Genomic DNA, 13,708 nt, shown 5'->3' with positions numbered 1-13,708 from the left:
ACTTCCAATACATCTAATTGCTCGCAAATTGCCCTAACACCTAGGATTTCGCTTACATTAGGTTGGCTTCTTCCATCATCGCCTGAAATCAGTTCCTTGATGTAAAGTCCACCTTCTGTTTTGATCTTCATGCTGAATGTCCTATCGTCTATTATTTCATATGACAAGTCAAGCACATGCTTAACTCGAACCATGTCGGTTCTTCTTCTCAAAACCCTGATTGGTGTTTGCTGATTGATTTCGCCAAGATTCAATAATTCTTTCATTTTATCCTCATCAAATGGCTCATCACATTTGACGAGTGCATTATAAACCTTATAAGTATCAGGAGAGGATTGCTTTATTTCGGCTTTTCTCGGCCTTTCGCATAATTTCAAATTATGATAAGCGGTTTTGCCTTCATTTATTTCATTGATTTCCGCTTCAAGCTTTGCCAAATCAATGTTTCTTATTTTCGGCTCCTTGATTTCCAAAACAAAAGGCCTTCCTGAGCCGAGCATCAATACATCGATGTCTTCTCTTCCGGCTCCGTGGAACTTGGCTTCGCGTCCCTTTGTCAGTTTCAGGAAATGTTCGGAAATTAACTCTTCAACTGATTCGGGGTATTGTTTTCCTGTGAAATTGCACTCTTCACAGCCCCTGCCTTTGCATTTGCTGCAAGGCCATTTGGTTTGGGGAATGCCTCTCTTATATTTGTTGTATTTTCCTTCAATGTAGAGAGGATTAATCTGAATTCTGACCTTAGGTTCGCCGGTCAAATCAATGTTGAAGACAATGTCCTGCCTTTCGAATTCCGCTTCCTTATCGTATCGCTGCCAGATTCCTAGACCTATTAATCTGTTGACTTCTTTTTTAATGGTTTCAACGGTTAAATCGAATTTTTCGGAAAGTTCCTCATCCCTTTTTTGAATATCCTTGGGGATTTGGGAACCTACAAGGAAGGTTTCGAATTCAATTCCCAGCTGGCCGATTTTGTCATCTATCTTTTTGTATAAATCCTCATCCAGTTTATCGAATAGGTTATCGCAGATTACACAATCGGCATTATCCAAATTAATATTTAACTCATCACATACCTTATCGGCGCGTTCAATATTGTTGGTGCCTTCTATTGTTTTAGATAGTTTGCGTCCAAGACAATGCTTGCATATCCTGCCGTCGGTTTCCTTTAAAATATCTTCAGCTAATTTCATGTTATCTTTGCATAAATTGGCCCATCATACGGTTCATGGACCCTCCTCTTAAACGACCGCCACGTTTTCCAATTCCTTTCATTGTCTTTTTGGTGTTGTTATAATATTTCAGCAATTCCCTGACTTCACTTTCATCGACACCGGACCCCCGGGCGATTCTTCTGATACGGGACTGCTTTATGATTTTCGGATTCAGCATTTCCTCTTCGGTCATTGAGGACATCATGATTTTATATGAGTTAAGCTTATCCTCTGTCATTTTGGAGGCTTCTTTAGTAATCTTGTTTCCCATACCAGGAATCATGTTGAGGACCTGCTGCATCGGACCCATGCTGTTCATCATTTCAAACTGGTTTTTCATGTCCATCAGGGTGAATTTGCCGCTCAGCATGTTGTTCATGGTTTTTTCCGCAATGTCCTCGTCTATATTCTCTTCGGCTTTTTCAATGAGGGATTTGATGTCTCCCATTCCGAGAAGTCTGGAAATAAACCTTTCAGGGTCGAATATTTCAAAGTCGTCCACCCTCTCACCGGTACCTATGAACTTGATTGGAGCACCTGTTTCTGCAACGGCAGACATTGCGCCCCCTCCTTTTGCTGAACCGTCAAGTTTTGTAATTATGATTGAACCTATGTCAGTTGCCTGTGAAAATGCTTTTGCCTGCTCTCCGGCTTGCTGACCGATGGTTCCGTCAATTACGAGGATTGCTTCATTAGGATTGATGATGTTGTCCAGCTCATCCATCTCAGCAATTAAATCGGATTCGTCCTTGTGCCTTCCTGCAGTATCGAAAATGATAACTTTCCTGTTTTTAAATTCCTTCAGACCTTTTTCGGCCAAGTCAAGCGCATCCTTGTTATTCGGATCACCGTATAACGGCACGTCCATCTCTTCTGTCAGCTGCCTTAACTGCTCGTAAGCGGCCGGCCTCCATGTGTCTGTACATACCACAGCAGGGTTGAAACCCTTTTTCTGCAGATATCTGCACAGTTTACCGATTGTTGTGGTTTTACCTGAACCCTGAAGACCAAGGAACAGTATCTTATAAGGCCTTTCATTGATGTCAAGGGTTGCGGCTTCACTGCCTAAAAGACTGACCATCTCCTCATAAATAATGGTTATGACGTGTTCCCTTGGAGTAATTCCCTTTGGAGGTTCCTCTTCAAGAGCACGGGACTCTATTTTTTTTGATAAATCTAAAACTAATTTAATATTAACGTCAGATTGAATTAAAGCACGTTGTATGTCTTTTACAACTTCTTTTATTGTCTTTTTATCAATTACAGACATCCCTACTAATTTCTTCATCGTATTAGTAAGATTTTCTCCTAAATTTCCAAGCATGTTAATCACTTCATTAGAAAACTTAATTATTATATTACAATATATTTATATTTATCAAGTTTTAATAATTTTCGTGTGAGTACTATGTTAGAAGAAGTAATAAAATCATTAGAAGCGTCCCCAATTGTTAAGAAAGGAGATTACAACTACTTTGTTAATCCAATAAGTGATGGTGTTCCGGCAATGGACCCGTTACTGCTTAGGGAACTGGCACTTGCCGTTCACAAGTATGCTGATTTAAATATCGATAAAATCGTGGCCGTTGAAGCTATGGGAATACACCTTGCAACCGCACTTTCCCTTGCAACAGACATTCCGTTTGTTGTAATCCGCAAAAGGCAGTATGGCCTACCCGGCGAAACAGAAGTCTATCAAAAAACAGGCTACGGCTCATCCAACCTTTACGTCAATGACCTGCATGAAGGCGAAAGGATCCTGCTCATCGATGATGTCGTAAGCACAGGCGGAACATTAGTGGCATTAATCAGAACCTTAGAGGACATGGGCCTGGATTTGAAATCCGTTGTAGCAATCATTGATAAAGGCGACGGTAAGGAGATTGTCAAAAGAGAAACCGGCGTTGACGTATTATCCATTGTTAAGCTGGACGTGATTGATGGAAAGGTAGTTATCGAAAGCACTATTGAAGATTAAAATGTCAATGTATGATATGGATTTGGACAGGGTAATCCGCAAGATCAATTCGCTCGATGCAAAAACGGTCGGACTGCAATTTCCTGAAGGTCTTAAAACACAGGCGACAAAAATAGCTAAAGCCATTGAACAGGAAACCGATTCCATTGTTGTAATCTCAGGCGATCCATGTTTTGGAGCCTGTGACGTCAGCGACTGGAAGATGAAGGGTTCTGTGGATTTAATCGTTCACTATGGCCACACCCCTCTCCCATTAAAATATGAAGTGCCCACATTATTCATTGAAGCATACTCGAATATTGACATTAAAAAAGATCTCGAAAAATGCTTGAATGAGCTGAAAAACTCATCAAAGATCGGACTTGTAACCACAACGCAGCACCTGCATCTTTTAAATGAAACAAAAGACTTCCTGGAAGACAACGGCAAGGAAGTCATATTGGGTTCTTCACCGTCAACCCGCAAGGGACAGGTTTTGGGCTGTAATTTCTCATCCATTAAAGACCTTGAGGCTGACGTTATACTATTCATCGGAAGCGGAAACTTCCACCCGCTGGGAATCAAACTATTCTCCAATACACCAGTGCTGGCTCTCGACCCGTATAACTCAGAAATCAGAAATATGGATGAGTTTGCCGATAGGATTTTAAGGATACGATTTGCAAGAATTACAAAGGCAAGAAGCGCGAAAAAATGGGGCATTCTAGTATCGTCTAAGGAAGGCCAGTACCGCATGACTCTTGCAAAGGAGATTAAAAAAATACTTGAAGACGCAAAAATGGAAAGCTATATTATTCTGGTGGATAATGTATCGCCGGATGCATTGCTTCCTTATCTTGAATTGGATGCGTTTGTCGTCAGCGCATGTCCAAGAATAGCCATTGATGATTCTCAAATGTATAAAAAACCATTATTAACACCGCAGGAACTGGAAATTGTTTTAAACAAAAGGGAATGGGAAAATTACCAATTGGATGAGATTTTATTCCATGAACGTTATAAATAGTTTTAAATATAAACATCAATAATAATTATAATATTAAAGAAATTTTGATATTTTTGGTGATTTTAATATGAGTATAGAAGACGAAAAAATTGTAATGCCTGGAGATAAACTGGGAATAATCGAGCAATATCTTCCGGGAGACGGTACTTTTGACGATAATGGTGACATTAAATCAGCAGTACTGGGTAATGTTAAAATTAATCAAAAAAAGAAGGTTATTTCTGTTGTGTCAGATGCCAAACCTGCCCTTTTAAAAGTGGGAGATACTGTCTATGGTCAGATAACTGATATCAAACCTCAAAGGGCGAACGTTAAAATTGACTGCATGAAAGATAATGGCAGACCGCTAGCTTTGCCTTACATGGGAGCTATTCACATTTCACAAGCAAATAAAGATTATTTAGAAAAATTATCAGATGCTTTTAGAATTGGAGACATTATCCAAGCGAAAGTAGTTAAAATAACTGGAGATAATGTTGATTTAGGAACTGTTGATGATGACTGTGGAGTCCTAAAGGCAATGTGTACCCGCTGCAGAGACTATATGCATACTACACAAAAGGAAAATGAACTTCAGTGCAATACATGTAACAAAAAAGAAAGACGTAAAGTCTCTAAAAACTATGTTAATGATTAATTAAGGTTGATAAAATGGAAAATTTTGAAATTATTGAAGACAAAACTTTAGAACTCACTTTTGTTGTAAAAGATGAAAGCCACGGAGTTTGTAACGCTTTAAGACATATTTTAATGCAAGATCCGGATGTCGAATATGCAGTTTACAACATTGACCACCCTCTTACTGGAAAACCTGAAATGACCATTAAAACAAAAAGAGGTAAAAGACCTAGAAATGCATTAAAAAAAGCTGCTGAAGAACTCCAAAAAGAAAGTTCAGAATTAAAAAAACTTATTGATGAAGCTTTATAGCTTCAAAATTTTATTTTTATGTGATTTAATGGCAAAATATAAAAATCCTTCACTTACCTGCGACGTTTTTATTTATGATGATGATTTTAATTTTATTCTGATTAAAAGAAAAAATGATCCCTATAAGGACTATTGGGCGTTGCCTGGAGGATTTGTTGAATATGGTGAAAGTGTAGAAACAGCAGCAATACGAGAGGCGAAAGAAGAAACAAACATTGATGTTGAACTCGAAGAATTGGTTAATGTTTATTCCACTCCAGACAGAGACCCAAGAAGGCACACTGTAACCGTTGCATATACTGCCAAAGGAGATTTGACAACAAAAAGGGCCGATAGCGATGCAAAAGATATTGGCATTTTTAATGTTGATGAACTGGATAAAGACAAAATTGCTTTTGACCATGCAATAATAATTGACGATTGTTTAAAAAAAGTTAAAAAGTAGATTTTTAAGTTATATTTAAATAAGTTATAATCTATAATAAAGAATAAAAAGGAGATTAAAATGGAATTTTGTCCAAAATGTGGAGCAATGATACTTCCTAGCAATGGCGAATTAAAATGCAATTCCTGCGGAGAAGTTATTGAAATAGAAAATAAGGAATCATTCAAAATTTCAAGGAAAATCAAAGCAGAAGAAAATGTAAAAATGCTTGGTGAAGATGTAGATGTGCTCCCAACCACAACTGAAACCTGTCCTGAATGTGGACATGATAAAGCTGTTTATAAATTACTACAAACTCGAAGTGCGGATGAAGCTCCTACAAGAATATTTACATGCACAAAATGTAAACATACTTGGAGAGCATATGACTAAGAGGTTTGCTTATGAAAGACTCTAAGGAAAAAGAGCATAGAATTTCTAATTTAAAGGAAATGATTAACAACATCAAAGAAAGTGAAGAAATCAGATTGGATGATGGAATTCCTGAAGATGATGAGTTGATCAACTATCTCAATGACGATTCCGATGATTATGTGGAATTAGAAATTGATGATGAATTCATCTATCGACCAGGTGACGACAACATCCCTCCGGTTAATTTAGAGGAATCAGACCCGATTGATGAAGAATTCATAATAAAAACCCCGAAAGTTAAAGAAACTGATGAGGATAATGAAGAAGACTTAGGTGAAGACATAGTCGGTGAGATAAGCGAAAACTTTGACAATGTCATTAATGCGAAAATTGGCGGCAAACCTATTCTGGCCATTGCAAGTACCGTTCTAGGCATCATACTGATAGCAGTATCCATTTTTATCTTTTCTTCACGTGCTGACAGAGTTATCGATAATGTCGTTTCAGGAGAAACCAGCTTTATATTTATCATATTCCTCGCTATTGGTGCGTTGCTTGTATTTTATGGTTTGTACAGGCTGTTGAACATTAAAAATCCGATTGACAATCTAACCAATAAGATAGATACAATTGAAGATGATGACGACGACCAAAAAAATACACCAAAAAAGAAAATTGAAAAACCATCCCCGAAAATTATACCAAAAAGCGAGATTCCATTAGATAAAGACGCCTACAAAATAGGCGAATTCAATATGGAAGAAATAAGAAAATCTCTTAAAAAACCTACTGATTCTAAAAAGAAAGCAAAGATTGAAGAGGATCTCAATGACATTCCGCCTGCAAAAGTGAAATCAGTGAAAAAAACCGCTGAAGAAATCGAGCATGACCAGGTTATTCTTGATAGCGAGTCTATTGATGAGATCTTTGCTGAAGTGGAAGATTTAGAAGAATTGCCGATTATTTCTATCGATTCGAAAGATAAAGATGAATAATGATTTTTATTATGGGCCTGTGGTCTAGTCAGGAATGACGTAGGACTTCGGATCCTGAGGTCGGGGGTTCAAATCCCTCCAGGTCCGCTTATTTTTTTACCCTTACAACGGCTTCCTTGAAAAACTCAGGTATCAGTGACCTGTACATGGGACTTTTGAACAGCATGTTGATGTCGCTGTCGATGATGTAGGTGTAGCATGAATCGTCTTCCGCCCTCATTCCACGTCCGTATGCCTGCATTAATGTCATGACGGTCTTATATGCATACCATTTCTTATCCCTTTTCATTCTCATGTTGACCTGCTTGTCGCCAAGGTACGGGAATGGTATTTTATAGATTATCTGGAATCTGCATTTATCGTAAGGCAAATCCACCCCTTCACTCATTGATGGGGAAACCAATACCAACGGATTTTCATCCTTTTCGAAGAAATTGAGAACCTGTTCCCGGTTTTTGGAATTGTGGGATACCAGTCTTGAATTGTTCAGATTGTTGGTGATGAACTGCTGGCATTTGTAGCTGTGAGTGTGGATTAAACCCTTATCCCCTTCATGTTTCTTTAGAATCTCCTGCAGAATAGGGATTGTCTTCGGAGCGGTTTTTTTAATCCTGTTTGCTGACATCTTTCCTGCAAGGTCAAGTATTATCGGCCTTTTTTCCTTTGTGAACGGGCTGTCGACTTTGATATGATAAACCTCATTGGGATTCAGGCCCAGCCACTGGGAAAACATTTTATGCGAAAGAATTGTCGCGCTCATGAATATGACTACATCGCCATATTTCAGCAGGTTGTTTTTGGCATAGCGGTGAACCCTCAGCGGCTTGAATACGACGCTTGTCTCGTCGGTGTCGATGACCCAATTTTTAGGTTCCGTTTCAAGATTGATTTTTAGGGTTTTGAGCCTGGAAATTGTTGACCTTATTCTGTCGGCCTTATTTTTGCTGATGTCCTTCAAATCGATCTCCTCATAGGATTGCCTGATTGCATCAACTTCCATTATCCAGTCTTCGAGTTCCCCGTCTTTCAGGATTGAGTCTGACATGATCTTGCTAATGTCCTTTTCAAGCGTCCTGTTATACAGTGTGACCTCCATTGTTGACATCAGCTTGTTTTCTATGTTGTGGGCTTCGTCGAGAATCAGCAGCGAACGGGTCCCGAAGTGTTTTACGTAATTCAGCTCCACAATCGCATAATCATAGTTCATCAGCGTGATTGGAGAGTTGATTGCATTGGATTTCTGATTCCAGTAATGACAGTGATTGTCGGACTGGTAAAATACTGCCCCTCCAAAGGAATCCTCAAATGCGAATTCTGCATCCAATGTTGGATTTTTGGCAACGCCGTAGGGGCAGAAAAATTTGCTTGATGTCGGTGTAGTTTTACATGCCCCCATGTCGCATGTTGTTTCGAGATTATCATGCAGACAGGCGAAGTTTCCCCTTCCCTTGACTAACGGGAAACTGAATTCATCGCAGTACTGGGATTGCAGTTGCTTGGTCATTGTAAGGATATATGCGGATTCATACATCTTTGCAAGGGTTGTTGCAATGGCCGATTTGCCTGTTCCGGTTCCTGCTTCCAGAATGATATATTTATATCCTTTTTTGATGGCGTCGTTGATATCCTGAATAATGTCCAATTGACCTAATCTAGGCTCCTTAAACGGGAAATTGACAATGATTTCATCATCAATATGAGGATATATTTCCTTCAGATATGCTGCGGTTCCCTCATCCTGCTGGAAATCGTCGACAGAATAAACCTCTGGAATTTCATCATCCAAAATGGATTTTGTTCTGGGCTTGGAAAAACTAAACAGATTAGTTGGTCCGCTAGATTCCTTTTTACCATATTTTCCACAGGTACAATTGCTTTTAAGCATTCCACAATTTGGACAAAACAACGAATTAGACATTAAAAATATATTAGTTATGTAATACTATAAATAATTAGTAGACAAGTTTATTTCAAAATTATATCTAATTTGTAAAAGTGATTATATGGCTGAAAAAGGAAAATTAATCGGAATTGGTGTGGGACCTGGAGATACAGAATTATTAACATTGAAAGCGGTAAAAACCTTAAAAAGCGTCCCTGTAGTGTTTTCACCAAAATCCTCAAAGGAAAAGGAAAGTATCGCATTATCAATCGTTAAACCAATACTTGAAGAAAGAAAGGATTACAAAAGATTGATGCTTGTGGAACCTATTTTTCCAATGATTGAAGATAAAAAGGAACTTGAAAAGATATGGGACAGCGCATCAGAGCTAATTGCCCAATATCTTGATACAGGAAGAGACGTTGCATTCATAACTCTCGGAGACCCTTCCATTTTTAGTACTTACTCATATGTTCAGAAAAGATTGATTGACAGATATGAAATTGAAACAATCCCTGGAATCACCTCTTTTACCGCATGTGCTGCAGCTAGAAACAAAGCGCTTGTGGAACAGAATGACATTTTAAGCGTCATTCCTAAAATCGATGATAGGTTGGGGGAAGTTCTGGATTACAGTGATTCAATTGTACTTATGAAAGCCTCCAGAAATACATCTGAGTTGGAAGCAACAATCGAAGAAAAAAATAGGCCTAAAGAAATTTATTCCGTTCAGAACTGCACACGTGAAAATGAAAAAATAATTGAAGGATTTTCCAATGAAAAGCCTTACCTTACAACAACCATTATAAAGTTCAGCGATGACTAGTATGATTTGACGTTTTTGGGTTCGATTTCAAAAACGCACCTTTCATCACCCATTGTGTAACACTGGGTTTCTATTACGCTGACCGGTAAATTAAAGAATTCTGTGAAAAGGCCTTCAAATATCCCAGTGTCTAAAAAGCATGCCGGTTTGCCTGTCTTAGGCAGCAGTTTGCATTCGAAACAATCCTGAGTGGTTATCTTAATGGTTTGACCTATCTTGAAGGTGAGCCTTCCCAATCCTTTTCTTTGCCAGAAATCGGAAATGTTTTCCATGAAGATATCCAAATCGTCGTTGTAAAGTTTTTCAAAGATGGATTTTCCTATGCTGTTTCCGGTTGATTGCAAAATAGGATCGATATTCACCCCTTCCTGAATAAGCATTGCTTTTAAAGTGTGGAACAGTAATGTTGAGAATTCCTCATCATCCTCGATTAGATTTTTAACGAGGTAGTCGGATTGTGTTTCTTCAATCTGTTTCGGTTCGGATATGTTTACGGAACCCAAATATTTCGAATTTATATAAAAGATCTTTTTCCTGTTGTCCACGGGATGGACCCTGTAGGATATGATTCCCTTTTCTCTCAAGCCTTTTAGATGAACAGAAACTGTGGATTTTGATTTTCCTGTGTTTGTGACGATTTCATCAAATTCCATCTCAGTATCTCTTAACATTTCAAGAATTGTCAGCTTTACAGGACTTTTTACAACATTGACGCCAATGTTTTCGTTGAAATTTGAAAAGATTTGTATCGGTTTTTGTTCACTCATCTTATTAACCCCTCAATCTATATAATGATTTTTAATATTGTTGATTAATAAAGTTAACTATCAATTAAAAATTGTTCAAAATAACAATAAAATTTAAAAGGAATAAACAGTTGTAGAAATAAATAAAATAAAAAATACGAACTGTTCGTTTAAAACAAAATAAATAGCTCATTTGCTTTTCGCACTAAAACATTCTGAAGCGAATTATATCCCGAATAATTTTTTTGCATTTTCAGTGGTGATTGAAGCAACTTCATCCTCTTTCATGTCCAACTCTTCGGCTATTTTTCTCATTATATACTTTAAGTTTAGTGAAGTATTCGCTTGACCGCGCTTTTCTTCCGGAGCCAAATATGGCGAATCCGTTTCAACAAGCATATGGCTGATGCCTATCTCTTTTACCGTTCTGCTTATTTTCTTGTTGTTGGTGTGGGTGACCGGCCCACCAACACCGATATAGAAACCTAATTTAACAAATTCCCGAGCCATTTCCGCTGAGCCCTGATAGCAATGCATAGATCCCGCCACATTATGCTTTTTCAATATATCAAACGTGTCCTGCAGGGATTTTCTGGAATGCACAATTACAGGCAGGCCATGTTTGTGTGCAAGATTTAACATTTTTTCAAACAATTCCATTTGCTTGTCCTTATTGTCCTTTGTATGGTAATAGTCAAGCCCTATCTCGCCTACCGCGATTACATTTTCATTATTGAGCTGCATGTCCAATAAGAGAATGTCTTCATCCGTTACCTCATCTGCAAAAGAATAGAAATATCCCAGTGCGGCATGGACATTTTCATATTTACCTGATAATTCCAACACTTCCCGATTGCTTAAAGGATCAGTACCATTCAATATTAAATGGATATCGTTTTTTGCAGCTGTTCTTATTATTTCCTCTGCATTTTCCATTTCACTATAATAAATGTGACAGTGCGTATCGATTATCATTGAAAACCCCATAAGATTTTTGCATTAAGTTTTTATCTTAACAACATCAATTATAATATAAATACATAAGATTAAATTAATTTTTTGGTGAGCGAATATGGATGAAAAGTTTTCAAGAACAGAAATGTTGATTGGAAATGAAGGAATGGAAAAATTGAATGACGCCAAAGTCGCAATTTTCGGTCTTGGAGGTGTGGGTTCTTTCGTTTGTGAAGGACTTGCCAGAAGCGGAATTGGAAATTTCATCTTAGTGGACTATGACAGGATAGATGAAAGCAACATCAACAGGCAACTGATTGCAACAGTGAATACAGTCGGGAAATACAAAGTCGATTTGATGAAGGAAAGAATCCTGGAAATCAATCCGGAAGCGAATGTCGAAGTGTATAAGGAATTTTATATGGCGGATTCAGAAATCGACATAATTAACGAAGACCTGTCATATGCCGTTGACTGTGTGGATACCATAATGGCAAAGATTGCAATCATATGCAAATGTGATTCCATTGACGTTCCGGTCATCTCCTCGATGGGAACCGGGAACAAGCTAGACCCCACAATGTTTGAAGTGGCCGACATTTACGAGACTTCAGTGTGCCCGCTTGCCAGAATATTGAAAAAGGATTTTAGAAAGAGAGGGATAGAAAAATTAAAAGTGGTCTATTCCAAGGAACTGCCAATCAACACAAACGATTGTGCTATAAACCAAAAAAATTCCAAATATAAAGTAAAAGGCAGCATTTCTTTTGTACCGTCCGTTGCGGGATTGATAATAGCCGGTGAAGTGATAAAAGATATTGTGAATGATTGAACCGCTCAATATTCATGAGTGGGGCAGTTCAAAAAACGAACGATTTTTATAAAAAGAACACAAAAAGAATACAAACTGTTCGTATAAAACATGTGATATTGTTGTCATGCTTATAGATTTCAAGCACTGAAACTATCTTAAACAACCTATTGGAATAACTTTAACTCCATCTTTTCTTGTATGAGCTATTTCTCCCCCAGTTAAAACTGCTAAAAAACTAGGATTTCTAACTTGGTCATTAGCTTCAATCAATTTATTCACTTTCAGTAAATTTCGAGCTCCTTCCTCTATTTTAGTTTTTCCTAATTTACATTCGATTAATGCATATCTTCCATCGTTGAGATGTACAACACAGTCAACCTCCGTATCGGAATTGTCATGATAATAAGATATTGAACCGCCGAATTTAGAAGTGTAAACACTTAAATCACGAATACACAAGTTTTCAAAAATAAATCCAAATGTTTTTAAACCATCAATTGTATTGAATGCTTCAGGACTCATATCTAAAGAGGCTACAGAAATGGATGGATCAATGAATACTTTTTTATTGCCTGACCTCATTGATGATTTTGATCTAATGTTTGGAGCCCAGCCCCTTAAATCTTCAATGACAAATAATCGTTTCAATGAGTCAACATATGAATAATAAGTGGGCTTGCTAATGTCACCAAAGTTAGCTGAAATATCTGCCATTATTGTAGTGTCCTTAGCTAAAGTAGAATTATTTCTTGCAATAGCTTTTAAAATTACTTTTACCCTATCAGGGTCACGTTTAACACCATCTACATTAGAAATATCACTTTCAACTATATTATCCAGATAATTATAAGCTATTAATAATTTATCTTTATCGCTTTTTTTATTTATGGAATCTGGCCATCCTCCACGGCATGCTGCAAAAATTAAATCATCCATTGTTAAATTGGATTCAATTCCATCAATATCCATATTCGGATTATCAAACAATTCCTCAATAGAAATCTTACCGTTTGATTCTCCACTTTCATATAGACTCATAGGCCTCATTAATAGCCTATGAATTCTGCCAGTCCCAGAATGCATAATTTTAGACTCATCAACTACTGTAGAACCTGTCAATATATATAATCCTTCCCCTTGAAGTTCATCAACACTATTTCTAACACCATCCCACAATATTGGTGCCATCTGCCATTCATCAATAAGTCTAGGTTTTTCACCTTCCAATAATTTGGATGGTTTAATATCTAACCACATCTGATATTCCTCTTGCCTGTCAATATCCTGAAGTTTTAAAACACTTTTTGCATATTGTTCAGCAGTAGTTGTCTTACCACACCATTTGGGACCAACAATAAGCACTGCACCAATAACATTCATCCACTGCTCCAATTCATCATCCAAATATCGGACCATATACTCCATAGAATCATACCATTTAACTATTTTTTGATAATATATTTAACTATTTTTTGATAATATATTTAACTATTTTTTGATAATATATTTAACTATTTTTTGATAATATATTTAACTATTTTTTGATAATATATTTAACTATTTT

Annotated in this window: 15 protein-coding genes and 1 tRNA gene; 10 read left to right on the top strand and 6 right to left on the bottom strand. The window is 37.3% G+C overall.

The annotated features are described in order from the left end of the window. Both IJF99_RS05290 and IJF99_RS05285 read right to left on the bottom strand, forming a co-directional pair. Positions 1–1,193, bottom strand: a 1,193-nt coding sequence (locus IJF99_RS05290) for a tRNA pseudouridine(54/55) synthase Pus10 (protein ID WP_292792818.1), incomplete at its 3' end; no start/stop codon positions are given. Position 1,194: 1 nt separating this feature from the next. Further along, positions 1,195–2,544 (bottom strand): signal recognition particle protein Srp54, encoded by a 1,350-nt coding sequence (locus IJF99_RS05285; RefSeq protein ID WP_292792820.1) that lies wholly within the window; start codon positions 2,542–2,544, stop codon positions 1,195–1,197. A 78-nt stretch (positions 2,545–2,622) separates the two neighbouring features. On the opposite strand from IJF99_RS05285, the gene hpt reads away from it, so the two are divergent. The 8 genes from hpt to IJF99_RS05245 all read left to right on the top strand — a co-directional run bounded on the left by hpt (position 2,623) and on the right by IJF99_RS05245 (position 7,009). Further along, positions 2,623–3,192, top strand: a complete 570-nt coding sequence (hpt, locus tag IJF99_RS05280; RefSeq protein ID WP_292792816.1) for a hypoxanthine/guanine phosphoribosyltransferase — start codon at positions 2,623–2,625, stop codon at positions 3,190–3,192. 1 nt (position 3,193) lies between these two features. Next, the gene (gene dph2 / locus IJF99_RS05275; RefSeq protein WP_292792814.1) at positions 3,194–4,198 is read left to right on the top strand and encodes a diphthamide biosynthesis enzyme Dph2; all 1,005 of its coding nucleotides are present in this window, start codon (positions 3,194–3,196) and stop codon (positions 4,196–4,198) included. Between the two features lie 67 nt (positions 4,199–4,265). Further along, a complete protein-coding gene (locus IJF99_RS05270; RefSeq protein WP_292792812.1) occupies positions 4,266–4,835 on the top strand; it encodes an exosome complex RNA-binding protein Csl4 in 570 nt (189 codons plus the stop codon). 14 nt (positions 4,836–4,849) lie between these two features. Next, complete coding sequence (locus IJF99_RS05265; protein WP_292792810.1) at positions 4,850–5,128, top strand: DNA-directed RNA polymerase subunit L; 279 nt, start codon at positions 4,850–4,852, stop codon at positions 5,126–5,128. A gap of 28 nt (positions 5,129–5,156) precedes the next feature. Then, positions 5,157–5,573, top strand: coding sequence for an NUDIX hydrolase (locus IJF99_RS05260; protein ID WP_292792808.1), 417 nt, complete (start codon positions 5,157–5,159; stop codon positions 5,571–5,573). Positions 5,574–5,633: 60 nt separating this feature from the next. Continuing rightward, a complete protein-coding gene (locus tag IJF99_RS05255) occupies positions 5,634–5,945 on the top strand; it encodes a transcription factor S (protein WP_292792806.1) in 312 nt (103 codons plus the stop codon). 11 nt (positions 5,946–5,956) lie between these two features. Beyond that, the gene (locus tag IJF99_RS05250) at positions 5,957–6,922 is read left to right on the top strand and encodes a topoisomerase IV (RefSeq protein WP_292792804.1); all 966 of its coding nucleotides are present in this window, start codon (positions 5,957–5,959) and stop codon (positions 6,920–6,922) included. Positions 6,923–6,935: 13 nt separating this feature from the next. Next, positions 6,936–7,009, top strand: a tRNA-Arg gene (locus tag IJF99_RS05245). A gap of 1 nt (position 7,010) precedes the next feature. Here IJF99_RS05245 and IJF99_RS05240 read toward each other — a convergent pair. Beyond that, positions 7,011–8,840 (bottom strand): ATP-dependent DNA helicase, encoded by a 1,830-nt coding sequence (locus IJF99_RS05240; RefSeq protein WP_292792802.1) that lies wholly within the window; start codon positions 8,838–8,840, stop codon positions 7,011–7,013. A gap of 85 nt (positions 8,841–8,925) precedes the next feature. On the opposite strand from IJF99_RS05240, the gene cobI reads away from it, so the two are divergent. Next, positions 8,926–9,630, top strand: coding sequence for a precorrin-2 C(20)-methyltransferase (gene cobI, locus IJF99_RS05235; protein ID WP_292792800.1), 705 nt, complete (start codon positions 8,926–8,928; stop codon positions 9,628–9,630). Here cobI and IJF99_RS05230 read toward each other — a convergent pair. Together IJF99_RS05230 and IJF99_RS05225 are read right to left on the bottom strand one after the other, a co-directional pair. Further along, positions 9,627–10,397: a V4R domain-containing protein gene (locus IJF99_RS05230; protein WP_292792798.1), complete on the bottom strand. Its 771-nt coding sequence runs from the start codon at positions 10,395–10,397 to the stop codon at positions 9,627–9,629. The two genes, cobI and IJF99_RS05230, sit on opposite strands and share 4 nt — an antisense overlap. 204 nt (positions 10,398–10,601) lie before the next feature. After that, complete coding sequence (locus tag IJF99_RS05225; RefSeq protein ID WP_292792796.1) at positions 10,602–11,351, bottom strand: TatD family hydrolase; 750 nt, start codon at positions 11,349–11,351, stop codon at positions 10,602–10,604. Between the two features lie 97 nt (positions 11,352–11,448). On the opposite strand from IJF99_RS05225, the gene IJF99_RS05220 reads away from it, so the two are divergent. Beyond that, a complete protein-coding gene (locus IJF99_RS05220) occupies positions 11,449–12,162 on the top strand; it encodes a tRNA threonylcarbamoyladenosine dehydratase (protein WP_292792793.1) in 714 nt (237 codons plus the stop codon). A gap of 132 nt (positions 12,163–12,294) precedes the next feature. On the opposite strand, the gene IJF99_RS05215 is transcribed toward IJF99_RS05220, so the two are convergent. Beyond that, positions 12,295–13,569, bottom strand: a complete 1,275-nt coding sequence (locus IJF99_RS05215) for a DUF4143 domain-containing protein (RefSeq protein ID WP_292792791.1) — start codon at positions 13,567–13,569, stop codon at positions 12,295–12,297. Positions 13,570–13,708 lie beyond the last annotated feature (139 nt).

This window comes from Methanobrevibacter sp., from assembly GCF_017406825.1.
Lineage (GTDB): Archaea > Methanobacteriota > Methanobacteria > Methanobacteriales > Methanobacteriaceae > Methanocatella.
Note: the sequence above shows the minus strand (reverse complement) of the source record. Positions and strands in the feature narration are given on the sequence as shown.